The organism is Enterobacter sp. E1 (assembly GCF_016809815.1).
GTDB lineage: Bacteria > Pseudomonadota > Gammaproteobacteria > Enterobacterales > Enterobacteriaceae > Enterobacter > Enterobacter adelaidei.
The window spans coordinates 46,267-59,901 of record NZ_JAFBJM010000010.1 but is presented as its reverse complement, the minus strand read 5'-3'; the positions used below and the strand labels follow the sequence as shown (position 1 = coordinate 59,901).

13 protein-coding genes are annotated in these 13,635 nt (G+C 54.4%); 3 read left to right on the top strand and 10 right to left on the bottom strand.

Features of this window, described 5'->3' with window-relative positions; translation table 11 throughout:
* Positions 1 to 175: 175 nt before the first annotated feature.
* Together JGF26_RS19340 and JGF26_RS19335 are read right to left on the bottom strand one after the other, a co-directional pair.
* Complete coding sequence (locus JGF26_RS19340; RefSeq protein WP_134708569.1) at positions 176 to 2,125, bottom strand: glycoside hydrolase family 127 protein; 1,950 nt, start codon at positions 2,123 to 2,125, stop codon at positions 176 to 178.
* Positions 2,126 to 2,135: 10 nt separating this feature from the next.
* Positions 2,136 to 3,536: an MFS transporter gene (locus JGF26_RS19335; RefSeq protein ID WP_108089342.1), complete on the bottom strand. Its 1,401-nt coding sequence runs from the start codon at positions 3,534 to 3,536 to the stop codon at positions 2,136 to 2,138.
* A gap of 224 nt (positions 3,537 to 3,760) precedes the next feature.
* Here JGF26_RS19335 and JGF26_RS19330 point away from each other — a divergent pair, with 224 nt between their 5' ends.
* The gene (locus JGF26_RS19330) at positions 3,761 to 4,570 is read left to right on the top strand and encodes an AraC family transcriptional regulator (protein WP_108089343.1); all 810 of its coding nucleotides are present in this window, start codon (positions 3,761 to 3,763) and stop codon (positions 4,568 to 4,570) included.
* Here JGF26_RS19330 and araD read toward each other — a convergent pair whose 3' ends face one another.
* The 8 genes from araD to yiaK are packed head-to-tail and all read right to left on the bottom strand — an operon-like array spanning position 4,571 to position 12,127.
* Complete coding sequence (gene araD / locus JGF26_RS19325) at positions 4,571 to 5,266, bottom strand: L-ribulose-5-phosphate 4-epimerase (RefSeq protein ID WP_028018236.1); 696 nt, start codon at positions 5,264 to 5,266, stop codon at positions 4,571 to 4,573.
* Positions 5,260 to 6,120 (bottom strand): L-ribulose-5-phosphate 3-epimerase, encoded by an 861-nt coding sequence (locus tag JGF26_RS19320; RefSeq protein ID WP_108089344.1) that lies wholly within the window; start codon positions 6,118 to 6,120, stop codon positions 5,260 to 5,262. The genes araD and JGF26_RS19320 overlap by 7 nt, the downstream gene beginning before the upstream one ends.
* 2 nt (positions 6,121 to 6,122) lie before the next feature.
* A complete protein-coding gene (gene ulaD, locus JGF26_RS19315; protein WP_134708568.1) occupies positions 6,123 to 6,776 on the bottom strand; it encodes a 3-keto-L-gulonate-6-phosphate decarboxylase UlaD in 654 nt (217 codons plus the stop codon).
* Entirely contained in the window at positions 6,773 to 8,278 is a 1,506-nt protein-coding gene (locus JGF26_RS19310; RefSeq protein ID WP_028018239.1) for an FGGY-family carbohydrate kinase, read from the bottom strand. The genes ulaD and JGF26_RS19310 overlap by 4 nt, the downstream gene beginning before the upstream one ends.
* A 56-nt stretch (positions 8,279 to 8,334) precedes the next feature.
* Complete coding sequence (locus JGF26_RS19305) at positions 8,335 to 9,654, bottom strand: MFS transporter (protein ID WP_028018240.1); 1,320 nt, start codon at positions 9,652 to 9,654, stop codon at positions 8,335 to 8,337.
* A gap of 43 nt (positions 9,655 to 9,697) precedes the next feature.
* Positions 9,698 to 10,624 carry a DUF4862 family protein gene (locus tag JGF26_RS19300; protein WP_134708567.1) on the bottom strand — a complete coding sequence of 309 codons (927 nt, stop codon included), beginning with the start codon at positions 10,622 to 10,624 and terminating at the stop codon, positions 9,698 to 9,700.
* A gap of 26 nt (positions 10,625 to 10,650) precedes the next feature.
* Positions 10,651 to 11,118, bottom strand: coding sequence for a YhcH/YjgK/YiaL family protein (locus JGF26_RS19295; protein WP_134708566.1), 468 nt, complete (start codon positions 11,116 to 11,118; stop codon positions 10,651 to 10,653).
* A gap of 10 nt (positions 11,119 to 11,128) precedes the next feature.
* A complete protein-coding gene (gene yiaK, locus JGF26_RS19290; protein ID WP_134708565.1) occupies positions 11,129 to 12,127 on the bottom strand; it encodes a 3-dehydro-L-gulonate 2-dehydrogenase in 999 nt (332 codons plus the stop codon).
* Between the two features lie 226 nt (positions 12,128 to 12,353).
* Here yiaK and yiaJ point away from each other — a divergent pair, with 226 nt between their 5' ends.
* Both yiaJ and JGF26_RS19280 read left to right on the top strand, forming a co-directional pair.
* Complete coding sequence (yiaJ, locus tag JGF26_RS19285) at positions 12,354 to 13,172, top strand: IclR family transcriptional regulator YiaJ (protein ID WP_134708564.1); 819 nt, start codon at positions 12,354 to 12,356, stop codon at positions 13,170 to 13,172.
* Positions 13,173 to 13,175: 3 nt separating this feature from the next.
* Entirely contained in the window at positions 13,176 to 13,631 is a 456-nt protein-coding gene (locus JGF26_RS19280; protein ID WP_134708563.1) for a 4Fe-4S dicluster domain-containing protein, read from the top strand.
* Positions 13,632 to 13,635: the final 4 nt, after the last annotated feature.

Here is a 13,635-nt window from a genome sequence, read left to right as displayed (position 1 = left end):
TATGGAATAACACTAAAATGCATGTCAGACAATGGTATGTCTGAGTTGAACGGCTGCAAAAAAACAATACCGAGGGTTAGATCACATTGTCTTTCAATCTATGATAATCAGTGAGCTCGGCATCACCGAGCTCGATAAAAATATTATATATTAATAAAGGTGATATTATTCTTGTTTATGCTTCATCCACCCAAATCCGCATTTCTCCTTCTCCCCGGTTAGCCCAACTAAACCAGGGAATAAAGGTCAGCGTCTGGGGCTGACGTTGTACCGGCGAGCGGTCATACTGCCACAGCGCATCCTTGTCCTTCACGTGACAGCCAATCCCCTCTGCCTGTATCAGCATCTTGTGCGCGAAAATCCCTTTCCCTTCAAAGACCCGGAACTCGCTGTCTTGCGGCAAGGAAAGGTTATGCAGATTGGCACCGTTATCCGCTTCTTCCAGGCAGTAAACCAGCGGTCCGCGCTGTAGCGCGACTTTCCCTGCCTGCTGGCGTACCTGCGGGTTTCCATACACCCGGCGAACGGGCATCGGTAGCGTCAGCGTGACGACATCTCCTTCTTGCCAGTTTCGGGTCAGGTAGAGATATCCCCGTGAAATTTCTCCTGTAGTGTCTTCACCGTTCAACGATACGCCAGGCGCCGCGCACCAGTCCGGCAGCCGCAGGGCTAGCGTATTCGTGACGGGAACAGGTGAGGTAATTTCGATTTTCACCTGTTCATGCCACGGGTAGTTACCGCTAATCCGCAGCGTCAGAGTTTCATCGCCAACCGGAATGACGACATCGTTGCCGACGTAGAGATTAATAAAAAGCGCATCGTGGCGAACGGTATAAATGTAATGCCCCAGCGACGTCAGCACGCGGGCGATATTCGGCGGGCAACAGGCGCAGCCAAACCAGCGCTGGCGGACGGGTTTCACGTGATCGTAGATATGGTTGAACGTCAGGGTTTTCGGATGTACTTCCAGCGGGTTTACATAGAAGAAGTGCTTACCGTCCAGCGCCATGCCGCCGAGTACCGTGTTATATAGCGCGCGCTCCATCACGTCGGCGTAGTGACCGTCGGCCTCCATTTCCAGCATCCGGCGGGCAAACATCATCAGACCGATGGAGGCGCAGCTTTCGGCATATACCGTATCGTTGGGCAGATCGTAATCGCTGCTAAAGGCTTCCCCGCTGCTTTGCGACCCAATCCCGCCGGTAATGTACAGCTGGCGCTGGACCATGTTGTTCCACAGCCGCAGGCAGTCCTGGCGTTTTCCTTCGTCATGACTCAGGCGCGCCAGATGCGCCATGCCCGCCATCAGGTAGACAAAACGCACCGCGTGGCCGATGGCCGTTTGTTGTTCAGCAAGTGGCTGATGTGCCTGGCTGTAGGCTTTGTCCTTGACCATCCAGGCGGGCCCGTAGGTGTTCCAGTATGATGTTCTGCCGCGCTTCTCGTATTCGATATCATAGAAGTGAGGCTGGACACCGCGTTGTTCGATGAAATATTTCACCAGTGCCAGGTAGCGTGGCTCCTGCGTGATGTCGTACAACCGCATCAGCGCCAGCTCTATTTCCGGGTGACCCGGATAACCGTGTAGCTGGTTCTCGCCGGGGCCAAACACGCTGTCGATGTGATCGGCCAGTTTGCACACCACCTCCAGCAGACGGCGTTTTCCGGTTCCCTGAAAATATGCCACGCCAGCCTCAATCATGTGTCCGGCACAATACAGCTCGTGGCATTCAGCCAGATTCGTCCAGCGCGCTTCAGGGGCTTTCACCGTGAAATAGGTGTTGAGATAACCGTCTTCGCATTGTGCCGCCGCAACCAGCTCAATTACCTCATCAGCAGTTTTTTCCAGGTCTGAGTCAGGTTTCTGACACAGGGACCACGCTACGGCTTCCAGCCATTTTGCTACGTCACTGTCCTGAAACACCATGCCGTAGAATTCGCCTTTCTCCAGACCCGCCGCAATACGGAAGTTGGTGATGGCGTGGCTGGGTTCGGCTTCCGTCACGCGATCGTTCAGCGCATCCCACTGGTAGGGGATCACCACATCGCGTACCAGCCGTTGATATTGCCCGAGAAACGGGTCGTTAATTTTCAGTTTATGCAGGTCGGCTTCCATTATGGACATCTTGTTCTCCTCAGGACTGTACGTGACGCTGGCGCAGGTCGGTGGCAATGCGCGACATCATTGGATTGTTGAGTCTGCACCAGCGAATTGAGACAGCCAGCAGCAGGTGGAAAAGAGCAGGGAGTAATGTCTCCATGGCGGTGATACCTTGCAGAGATGCCGGCGTCTGGTTACCGGCACCAGGTTGATAGGCTACGGCGATAAACACCAGGCTGATGATCCCGGCGCTGGAAGCCCATGCGAGCTTGATGAAAAACAGGTTAAAGGCGAAGTTCATGCCCGACGAGCGCACGCCGTTTTTCCATTCGCCGTAGTCGTCGGCGAAGGCCATCAACGAGAAGTGCAGCGGCAGCGTAAAACCCAGGATGACGCCGTTGCTCAGGATTACAATCAGCCAGAGCGTCTGGTAATTTGGTCCGCCGGGCAGGAACCACATTCCCGCCGCGAGCACGGCCAGCACCAGGTTGGTGTAATAGTAAAGTTTGACCGTATCAAAACGGCGGGACAGCGGGTTAACGATCACCGCCCCAAGAATGGCCGCAAAGGTCACCATGGTAAAAAACAGTGAGGTGTAGGCGGTGCTGCCCTGAAGCACGTAGGTGATGAAATACATGTACCCGCTGCCGCGGATGTTAAAAACGTTGATCAGCAGGAAGGACATCACCAGCATTAACAGCAGTTGGTCGTTTTTACGCAGGCCAGCCAGGTGCTCGCGCAGAGTGAATTTACCCATCAGTGCCAGCGGGACACGCTCACGTACCCAGAAAAAGCAGCACAGGAACATCACCACGGCGACGGCGCACAGCACGCCCACGCCAAGCTGATAACCCTTCGCGGCATTACCCTGGCCTAATACGGATACCAGCCACGGCAGACCAACAGACACTAAAAATCCGGCAACGCCGCACAGCACAAAACGCCATGACTGGCAGGAGATCACCTCGTTGTGTCGGGTTGTCATGGTGTTGATCAGCGCGCAGTAGGGCACGTTGATGGCGGTATAGCCTACGGATAACAGTAAATAGGTACCGAACGCCCAGGTAATTTTTACTCCCATGCTGGCTTCCGGGACGGTGAAGGTCAGTACGCCGATGATCCCAATCGGGAACGCGACCCACAGCTGCCAGGGGCGAAAACGTCCCCACCGGCTTTGCGTGCGGTCAGCAATCACGCCCATTACCGGGTCGGAGATGGCATCAAACACGCGTAATGCAATAAACAGCGTGCCGACAAGGGCGGGCGTCAGACCAAAGATATCGGTATAGAAAAAGGTGAGAAAGTTCATGATAAGACAGGTAATGACCGTGCCGCCCGCGTCACCCAGGCCGTAGCCTATTTTTTCGCGAACTGACAGGCGGTCATCTATTGCCGGTTGTGCAACGTCAGATTCTGTAATCGGTGTGGAAGTCATGAGGTAACTCCTCGGTAATCGATTTTTATCGTATTTATGCAAGGTACTCCATTTATTCTGCACCGAACGACAGGGCCAACAAGGGAAGGGAAAAGTATAAAAAGATGACAATTCCGACCTGATGCTAAAAATGTGAGTTGGATCGGGAAGGGATATTAATATTTATTAATAATCAATGAATAAACTCAATTTCCATGACGATAAAAGCGGGATGGTGAATACCGATGCTTGAATTATCCATAGCGCTTCCGATTAAGGTACAAAATGGCGGGTTATTTATTTCCCGAGGTGTGGGTCGTCATCCGGCGCGAAAGCTGGCGTCGTGGGAAATAATTTTTGTCGAAAAAGGGACGTTAACGATCTTGGAGGAAAACACCCTTTTTGAGGTGAAGACTGGAGAAAGTTTATTGCTTTGGCCGGATCGGCGGCACGTTGGTGTGGAGGATTTCCCGGCAGATCTCAAATTCTACTGGCTGCACTTCGAAGTGGAAAACACAGGGCAGGGCTCCCCCTCTCTGGCAATAGAACAGCATTGCAGCGTCAGGGATGCGCAATATGTCATTTCTCTGTTCCGTCAGTTTCTGAGTGAGCAGGAAAAATTACAGCGTAGTATGGCGCTGGAGCTCCTTTTACTCCTGATTTTGCAGCAAGTTTCGCTCTCTTCGGGGTATGAGGACAAAATGGATGAGGCTGGAGCCGCAATGGCGTGGAAGGCGAAACAGCTTATTCGCACACAATTTCATTTACCCCTCTCTACTTCGAAGCTCGCCAGAGAGTTGCACTGTAATGCCGATTATCTGGGGCGCGTGTTTCGTCGCACTTTTCATTTAACCCTGACGGAGGCGATACATCGCCAGCGCGTCAGGGCGGCGGAAAAGCTGTTGCTGGATGGCTCTGCATCGCTCACCGAAGTGGCAACCCGCTGCGGGTTTAATGACGTGGGCTATTTCCGGCAGATATTTACCAAACACACGGGCTTAACACCCGCAGTCTGGAAACGGCGGTACTGTAAGGAGCACATCAATTCCGGGTGATTACTGCCCGTAATAGGCATTCGCTCCGTGCTTGCGCAGATAGTGCTTATCCAGTAACTCCTGTTGCATCACCGGTAGCTGCGGTGCCAGCTGACGTGAAAACAGGCCCATACAGGCGCACTCTTCCAGCACCACCGCGTTGTGTACTGCATCGGCCGCATTTTTTCCCCAGGCGAACGGACCGTGAGAATGGACCAGCACTGCCGGAATTTGCATCGGGTTTAAGTCGCGCTCCTCGAAGGTTTTGATGATCACTTCCCCCGTCTGATATTCGTATTCCCCGGCTATTTCAGCCGTGGTCATCAGCCGTGTGCAGGGGATCGCGCCATAAAAGTAGTCGGCATGCGTGGTGCCCCAGGCAGGTAAATCCAGCCCCGCTTGCGACCAGATAGTGGCGTGGCGGGAATGCGTATGGACGATGCCGCCAATCTCAGGGTAACGGCGATACAATGCAAGATGCGTTGGCGTGTCGGAGGAGGGCTTTTTGCTGCCTTCGACTACCGCACCCGTGGCAAGATCAACCACCACCATGTCGTTTGCGGTCATCACGTCATACTCTACGCCGGAGGGTTTGATCACCATTAGCCCGCTTTCGCGATCGACCGCGCTGACGTTGCCCCAGGTAAATGTCACCAGCTGGTGGGCGGGAAGCGCCAGGTTTGCTGCCAGCACTTCAGCTTTGAGTTGTTCTAACATGTCATGCCTCCTTCCTGCATACGTGCTTCAATCCAGCGACGTGCCTGGATGATTTCCAGTACGGGCTCTTTTGCTTTTTCAGTCCACATTTCAATCAGAAACGCGCCGCGATAGTTCAGTTGGTTCAGCGTGTTAAACACGCCGACAAAATCAACACAGCCTTCGCCAAACGGCACATCGCGGAACTGTCCCGGGCTGTTTTCAGTGACGGGTTGGGTATCTTTCAGGTGGATTGCGGCAATACGGTCAATGCCCAACGTCAGCTCGGCGGTGACATCGTTGCCCCACGCGCTCAGGTTTCCGACATCCGGGTAAACGCTAAACCACGGTGAAGCGAGCATGTCGTCCCACTTTTTCCATTTGCTGATCGAGTTCATAAAGGCGGTGTCCATGATCTCCACTGCCAGCATCACCTGTGCCGCAGCGGCTTGTTCCACCGCCCACGCCAGCCCTTCTGCGAAGCGCTGCTGGGTGCCCTCGTCGTGTTCTTCGTAGTAAACGTCATAGCCAGCAAGCTGAATGGTGCGGATACCTAAATCACGCGCCAGCCTGATGGCTTTGGTCATGATTTCGCGGGCGCGCTCGCGCACGGCTTCATCGCGGCTACCAAACGGGAAACGACGGTGGGCAGATAAGCACATGGATGGAATCGACACGCCGGTTTCCAGCATGGCTTCAACCAGCGATGCACGCTGCGTGGTGCTCCACTCAAGACGTGACAGACGTTCGTCAGTTTCATCAACCGACATTTCGACAAAATCAAACCCGCAGCTTTTCGCCAGCACCAGACGTTCCGGCCAGGTGAGATCTTTCGACAGCGCTTTTTCGTAAATACCTAACGGATGCTGACGCATGGTTACTCTCCCCAGATGTCGCGGATTTGTGAATGGAATGCCTGTGCCACCTGCGGTGGCTTTTCAGCACCAGCCAGCGCGCGGCCGGCAATAAAGGCTTTGACGTTTATCTGCTTAAACAGCGGCAGGTCGGCAGGAGTGATCCCGCCGGTAATCGAAAGCTGTAAACCGATGTCGGAGAGCGCTTTCATTTTCGCGAGATCCGCTTCGCCCCACTGCTGACCACTCGCCTGCGCGTCGCGCCCGCGGTGATAGATGGCCTGTTTCACCCCGATGTGGTGCCATGCGCGTGCATCTTCCAGCGTCCAGTTACCAAACAGCTCCATCTGGATTTCGCCGCCGCAGCGTTGAGCGACTTCATGGCCTTTTTTAACGGTCGCCAGCGGTGCCGCGCAGATGATGGTCATCCAGTTCGCGCCTGCACCGAACGCCTGTTCTGCCAGCGTTTCTCCAGCGTCGGCCACTTTCCAGTCCGCCACGATGATTTTGTCCGGGCACTGCTCGCGAAGGGCACGCACGGCCTGTAAACCTTCGGTCAGGCACAGAATGGTGCCCGCCTCGACGATATCAACGTGATCCGCAAGCAAAGCGACATCGCGCTGTGCGGCCTGAAGTGAGGTATGGTCGAGCGCCAGTTGAAGTAATGGACGGCTCATAGGTCGAACTCCTTAACACGGGCGTGATAGCCCTGTAGTGCGGTAATCAGTAACTGGTAGCGGTGATATTTGCGCTGGTAGGCAGCATGGGCGCGCATATCGGGTTCAATGACCCTGGTGTCGTGTCGCAGGGCACGCTGAGCGGCGTGGAAATCGGTATAGATGCCCGTACCGACAAGTGCTGCCAGCGCCGCACCGGAGCAACCGGTCTCTTCCACCTGCGGTAGTTCTATTGCCAGACCGCTGACATCTGCCAGCATTTGCATCCACACGTCTGAATGTGTGGGGCCACCCGTGACGCGCAGCGACGTCACGTGTGTAAAGCGTTCCAGCATGCGGTTCAGGTGGGTCATGTGGCTAAAGACCACGCCCTCATAAACCGCCTGCAACAGATGGGCCCGGGAGTGGAGTGCCTGCATTCCGTAAAAGCCGCTGGTCATCTCCAGACCAGCGTTGCTCCCATAGAGGAACGGCAGGAAAAACACATCGCTTTCTGCCTTCGGTAAGCTGGCAACGGCATCGTTAATCTCACTGAACGAGACGTCACCCCATTGCGCTGTCAGCCACTCCAGGTTGCCGGATGAGGTCGGGCTGGCTTCGTGCACGATGTACTGCTGCGGGTGCACATAGCGGCCATACACATAAGGAAAGGGTTCGTTATCGCGAATGCCGTTGGCGATCCCGCTGGTCACGGCCCAGGTTCCCATCACCGCGTTAAGCGTGTTGTCATCATGGAGTCCGGCGCAGATCGCGGTGGAAACCACATCAAACAGCCCGCCAACGACGGGAGTACCCGCCGCCAGACCGGTAAGCGAGGCTGCCTGAGCGGTGATTTCCCCGCAAATTTCTGCGGAGCCGACAATCGGCGGTAGTGCACCGTCAATTTCGCTGATATCAAGCCAGCGTGTGAGCTGTGGATCGTACTGAGCAGTGCTCATGTTGTAGAGATTGGACTCCGAGATATTGCTCTCTTCGCAGCCTTTTTCCCCCGTCAGACACCAGCGCAGGTAGTCGTGCGCCATCATCACGCAGCCAATCTGCTGATACCGCTGTGGTTCGTTCTCTTTAACCCAGCGCAGGAGCGAAGTCGGATGCCCGGTCCATAGCGTCTGGCGAGTATGCGGGTACAGTTTTTCGGGAATGCCGTCCTGCTGCCAGCGCTGCACAATCTCCAGTGCCCGACGGTCAGAAGAGAGCATGGCGTTTCCCAGCGGTTGATCCTGTTTATCAAGCAGAAACAGCCCTTTGCCCTGAGCCGAAATACCGACACCTTTGATCTGCTCGCCATCGACCCTGGCATTTTTGAGCAGCAGTGCGACGGTCGTGTGGCAGTGCTGCCAGAGCTGGTGCATATCCCGCTCAGCATAGCCAGGACGTGGGCTGAGAGTGGCAACCGAACGGCGCTCAATACAGACCTCTTTTCCCTGACGGGTGTATAAACCGGCTTTCAGATAAGTACCGCCACAATCGATACCCAGCCAGAAGGGCTCTTTTTCACTCATCTTTGATTCTCTTGTGTTGCTCCCTCTCCCGGTGGGAGAGGGCTGGGGTGAGGACATCAGGCCGCACGTTTATGTGGATTCACCGTGGGATTCGGCTCAGAGCCGGCATCGCATTTCGCCGGTAACAGCAGGGCCAGCAGCGAGGCCAGCGCCAGAGAGACCGCCAGGCAGTAAACCCCTGCGTCTTTGCTGTACAGTGTGATAAGCACGCCAACCGCATAAGGGCCGCAGAAGCCACCGAGATTACCCAGGGCGTTAATCACGCCGCGCGCACCGCCCGCCATTTCGGCGCTAAACAGACGCGCCGGAATAGTCCAGAACACACCCGCAGCGGATTGCAGGAAGAAGCCGCAGCCCACCAGCGCGGCATAGGCCAACCAGGTGTTCTCTTTTAGCGCCACAGAAAGGAACATGCAGAGCGCGAAACCTATCAAGGGCAGGGAGACAAACAACTTGCGCTTGCCGGTACGGTCAGAAAGAGACGAGAACAGGAACATGCCCGCAATCGCGCCGATGTAAGGCAGAATGGCGAGCATCCCTACCTGGCCGATACTGGTATGCGTCAGCTCTTTCAGGATGGTTGGCAGCCAGAGGGTGTAACCATAAATTCCGGTCTGGTAGAAGAAGTTCAGGGCGATCAGCTGCCACATGGTTTTGTCGGACAGCACTGCGCTGAGCGAGGCATTTTTCACCTCTTTACCGGCAATCGCCAGCTGTTCCGCCGCCAGCGTTTTCACCAGGTAGTTTTTTTCGGCTTCCGATATCCAGCGGGCTTCTTGTGGACGGTCATACACGGTGAATGCCCAGAGCACCAGCACCACAACGGACATCAGCCCTTCAATAATGAACAGCCAGCGCCAGTCGAGCGCGGTGATGATCCAACCCGACAACGGTGCTGTGATGATCCCTGCAATGGGCACAAACATAATCACAATCGCGTTGGCGCGACCGCGCTCGGCATCCGGGAACCAGTTACTGATCATGGTGAGCACAACGGGCAGCATCCCGCCCTCCGCCACGCCGAGTAAGAATCGCAGCACCAGAAGCTGATACTGATTCGTCACGAGACCCGTGAGTACCGAGATCACCGCCCAGGCGACCAGCGACCAGCCGATAAACTTCTTACCACTACCATGAACAGCAATTTTGCCACCGGGAACCTGCAGGAACAGATAGCCGATAAAGAAGATACCGCCCGCCAGGCCAGCCATTGTGGCGGATATACCTAATTCTTCATCCATACCACCTGGCATCGCAAATGCAATGTTCACCCGGTCCATATAAGAAATAATGCAGGCGATAAGAATAGGGGGGATGATTCTTAGCCAACGCTGGCGCGGAATATCCGCATGTAGAGCTTGAGAAGTCGTGTTCATATTTAATGTCTCAGTAAATGTAACCGGAATAAGATTTTTATTTTTATTGTGTCGCTTTTTTCATGGCGCTAATGCCGTCGCGCAAAATGGCAATGCGATGGCTGACGTCAGCATTAGCATTTATTTCCAGCAATTTAATACCGGAGAATTTCAATGTTGCGGCGCTCGCCGCAGTAAAGAGTGTTTTTGCGTGTTCAGTGGTCAGTAAACTGTCGGCGCAGAATGAAGAAAATGGTGCATGGAGATCCTGCCAGTCACCGTATTCACCGGTTGCTGTTGTCCCGGAAAACATCAGCGCGCCAAGTTTTCCGGCGTTGCGGGCGGTCTGAACATGCTCAAGCGGAAGGGCGGTGTTACGACCTTCGATGGCCGAACGTGCCCAGTTGATGCAGACGCTGATATCCGTATCTTTCACCACCTCCAGTACCTGCTCCAGGGGTAAAAACCCCTTACGCGGAGCGAGTCCGGTCATAGCATCGCAGTGCTCAAGAACCAGATCGCATGACCAGTCCCAGTCTGCTATTTCATGAATGGAGCGAGAGAATGCCTCGGTGGCTTGTTCGACAGAGGCATTACCTGCATGCGGTGCTGCCTGCATCTCCAGGGCGATCACTTTCCCGGGGTAACGGGCATTCACGGCGTCAATTTTCTGGTGCAGATGGCGATAGAATTCGACGCAGGCCTTACGCTGTTGCTCGTCGGCGGAGGCCAGACCGAACGCGCCGTTGGTGCCGCGGCGGCGCATGGTTTCCATTACTGCCGTCACGACGATTTGCCAGTCCCCTGGCGTATGACGGAACAGCCATTCATCACCAAACGGATGCAGGTTTTCCAGGCAAGGTTGTTCCAGCCCGCGGATGTTGGGCGTGTCGGAAAGTTCCCGCCAGAAGGTTTGTTCTTCTTGTTCACCTTTCTGGTGAAACGAAGGTGCGCAGGGGTACGCACCAATAATAAAACCGGTGTTGGTCATTTCGCATTCCTGTATTTATCAGAAAATTAATTCAATTCACTGATTGCCACTTTCACCACAATTTTACGAATTGTGGATTCTTTGCTCTTAATACAGGCAGGACGGTGGACGTCCTGCGGGAAAAATATGGCATAACTGCCGGGTATCATTTCAATAAATGATTCATTTTCGCTGGCGTGATAAAAAATAATATCCCGCTGTTCCAGTAATGATTCGCTTATTTTGTTAGTACCGGTATCTATAGCGATACCAATTTTCTCTTCACCCCAAGCCAGAAACTGGATATCCAGATAACGTCGGTGTACTTCCGGGCGGTTCTCATGCCACGCTTTGGTGGTGAGATCGAGTACCTGGGCAAAGATGTTGCGTCCCTCAATTTCAACAACGCCCGGCTCCAGTGCCGTGAAGTCCGTGGTGCGCAGAAAATCGAGCGCCTTTTCAATCGCCTGTGGGAGACGGCACAGATTTGGCTGTGAAATATGTCCGAATATCATCGTCCACTCCTTACAGGGCCTGGATTTTCGCCCACACGCTGTCATCAACCGTGATGCCGTTACGGCGGTTCTCTTCCTGCAGGCGGGTGAATTCATGCCCCGGCAGACGGATGGCGACGTTTTCGTCTGAGCGCTCAGCGTTGGTGATGAAATCCATAATGCGCTGAAGTTTGGCATCGCGGGTTGGGCCGTCGATCAGTTTATCGACCTCAATGGCGATAAAGATCTGCGATACACCGTACTCGTCGCTGTTGTCCTGAGTGACTTCCGCCACGGAAGAACCGTTGGAAAGCAGTGTCGCGATCATATCCAGTACGATAGACAGGCCGGACCCTTTCCAGTAGCCCATTGGCAAAATGCGACGGTTTTTCTCAATGACGCCGGGTTCACGGGTGAGATTACCCTCGTCGTCAAACCCGCCATCAACCGGCAACTCGCGCCCGGCCAGGCGATTTACTTCCAGCATGCCGTAGGAGAACATCGACATCGACATGTCGACCATAGTGATTGGGTTGGAGGGAATCGCAACGATTAGCGGGTTGGTGCCGATGCAGCATTCTTTTGATCCCCACGCGGGCATCACGGCAATGGAGTTGGTCCAGCAAATTCCAATATAACCCTTCTCCGCCGCCTGCCAGCCGTAGCTGCCGCCGCGCATCCAGTGGTTTGCGTTACGCAGAGCCACCAGGCCGATCCCATGATCGGATGCCAGCTCCGTGGCGCGATCCATCATTTTCTTCGCTGTCAGGTTGCCGATGGCGCGCTGAGCATCCCACTGCTCAATGGCACCTAATGACGTTATCCGTTTTGGCAGAGCGTCAGGAATGATGTCGCCAGCGTCAAGTTGCTGAATAAAACGCGGGAAACGGTTCACGCCGTGTGAATAGACGCCGGATTCTGTAGTGCGGGCAAACATCTCCGCACAGGCATCTGCGGTGTCAGCTTTTACGCCGCGGTCGATCAGGACCCGATTAAACGCCGCTTTCAACTCTTCAAAGGTCACTTTCATCCCTGTTCTCCTGTTCATTTTAGGTGTCAGTGCGAGTGCTTTTTTATCGTTAAATTTCACTATGCGAAATCTGATTTCAAATATAACGATCAAAATTTGTCAGATCAACGACATTCATGTTTTTCAAAAATCATTAAAATCAACTGGTTGTGTTTTTTCTGTTGAGATCGTGAACTAAACCACACTTTGCGCTACCATCAGGAGCGCGATAAAAAGGAGCCATTTAATGAGCATGAAAGAGAGCGAAATGACGCAAGAAAAAGAGAGGCCAGCAGGTAGCCAGAGCTTGTTTCGCGGCCTGATGCTGATTGAGATCCTCAGCAATTATCCGAACGGGTGCCCGCTCGCGCATTTATCGGAACTGGCTGGTTTGAATAAGAGCACCGTGCACCGGTTACTCCAGGGATTACAGTCGTGCGGGTACGTTACCCCGGCGCCTGCGGCGGGCAGTTACCGTCTGACCACCAAATTTATCGCCGTCGGGCAAAAGGCGCTGTCGTCGCTCAATATCATCCACGTGGCGGCGCCACACCTTGAAACGCTGAATATTGCGACGGGTGAAACGGTGAACTTTTCCAGCCGGGAAGACGACCACGCGATCCTGATTTATAAACTCGAGCCGACAACCGGTATGCTGCGCACGCGTGCTTATATCGGTCAGCATATGCCGCTTTACTGCTCAGCGATGGGCAAGATCTACATGGCGTTTGGTCACCAGGACTATGTGGCGAGCTACTGGGAAAGCCATCAGGAACAGATCCAACCTTTGACCCGCAACACCATCACAGAATTGAGTGCCATGTATGATGAGCTGGCGGAAATTCGCGATCGCAGCATGGCGATGGACAAAGAAGAGAACGAGCTGGGTGTCTCCTGTATCGCCGTGCCGGTGTTTGATATTCATGGCCGCGTGCCGTATGCGATCTCCATATCGCTATCGACATCGCGCATGAAGCAGGTGGGCGAGAAAAACTTGCTTAAACCACTGCGTGAAACGGCAGAGGCTATTTCAAAAGAACTGGGTTTTAACGTACGCGAGGCGTAATAGATGAACCGATTTATCATGGCGGATGCGGAAAAATGCATCGGGTGCCGCACATGCGAAGCGGCCTGTGCGGTCTCGCATCAGGATTCCGTATCCGCACATGCCTTTACGCCACGCATTCGTGTGGTTAAAGGGGGGTCATATACCACGGCGGTTGGCTGTCACCAGTGCGAAGACGCACCCTGCGCCAATGTCTGCCCAACCCATGCCATTCGCCGCTCGGCGGGAGCGTGGCTCGTTGATCAGACGCGCTGCATTGGTTGCAAAAGCTGTATGCTGGCGTGCCCGTTTGGGGCGATGCAGGTTCGGCTGGAGGGAAATAAGGCGCACGCGCTGAAGTGTGATTTGTGCGTGCACCGCGAAGGCGGACCTGCCTGTGTGGAGGCCTGTCCAACCCACGCGTTGCGCTGTGTTGATACCGCCAGATTACGTACGGAACGACAGCATCATCTGGCGTAAAACC

What these genes read in the sequence shown, in the direction of transcription:
- JGF26_RS19340 (WP_134708569.1), bottom strand. Translation starts at nt 2,125, where the DNA reads ATGTCCATAATGGAAGCCGACCTGCATAAACTGAAAATTAACGACCCG.
- JGF26_RS19335 (WP_108089342.1), bottom strand. Translation starts at nt 3,536, where the DNA reads ATGACTTCCACACCGATTACAGAATCTGACGTTGCACAACCGGCAATA.
- JGF26_RS19330 (WP_108089343.1), top strand. Translation starts at nt 3,761, where the DNA reads ATGCTTGAATTATCCATAGCGCTTCCGATTAAGGTACAAAATGGCGGG.
- araD (WP_028018236.1), bottom strand. Translation starts at nt 5,266, where the DNA reads ATGTTAGAACAACTCAAAGCTGAAGTGCTGGCAGCAAACCTGGCGCTT.
- JGF26_RS19320 (WP_108089344.1), bottom strand. Translation starts at nt 6,120, where the DNA reads ATGCGTCAGCATCCGTTAGGTATTTACGAAAAAGCGCTGTCGAAAGAT.
- ulaD (WP_134708568.1), bottom strand. Translation starts at nt 6,776, where the DNA reads ATGAGCCGTCCATTACTTCAACTGGCGCTCGACCATACCTCACTTCAG.
- JGF26_RS19310 (WP_028018239.1), bottom strand. Translation starts at nt 8,278, where the DNA reads ATGAGTGAAAAAGAGCCCTTCTGGCTGGGTATCGATTGTGGCGGTACT.
- JGF26_RS19305 (WP_028018240.1), bottom strand. Translation starts at nt 9,654, where the DNA reads ATGAACACGACTTCTCAAGCTCTACATGCGGATATTCCGCGCCAGCGT.
- JGF26_RS19300 (WP_134708567.1), bottom strand. Translation starts at nt 10,624, where the DNA reads ATGACCAACACCGGTTTTATTATTGGTGCGTACCCCTGCGCACCTTCG.
- JGF26_RS19295 (WP_134708566.1), bottom strand. Translation starts at nt 11,118, where the DNA reads ATGATATTCGGACATATTTCACAGCCAAATCTGTGCCGTCTCCCACAG.
- yiaK (WP_134708565.1), bottom strand. Translation starts at nt 12,127, where the DNA reads ATGAAAGTGACCTTTGAAGAGTTGAAAGCGGCGTTTAATCGGGTCCTG.
- yiaJ (WP_134708564.1), top strand. Translation starts at nt 12,354, where the DNA reads ATGAGCATGAAAGAGAGCGAAATGACGCAAGAAAAAGAGAGGCCAGCA.
- JGF26_RS19280 (WP_134708563.1), top strand. Translation starts at nt 13,176, where the DNA reads ATGAACCGATTTATCATGGCGGATGCGGAAAAATGCATCGGGTGCCGC.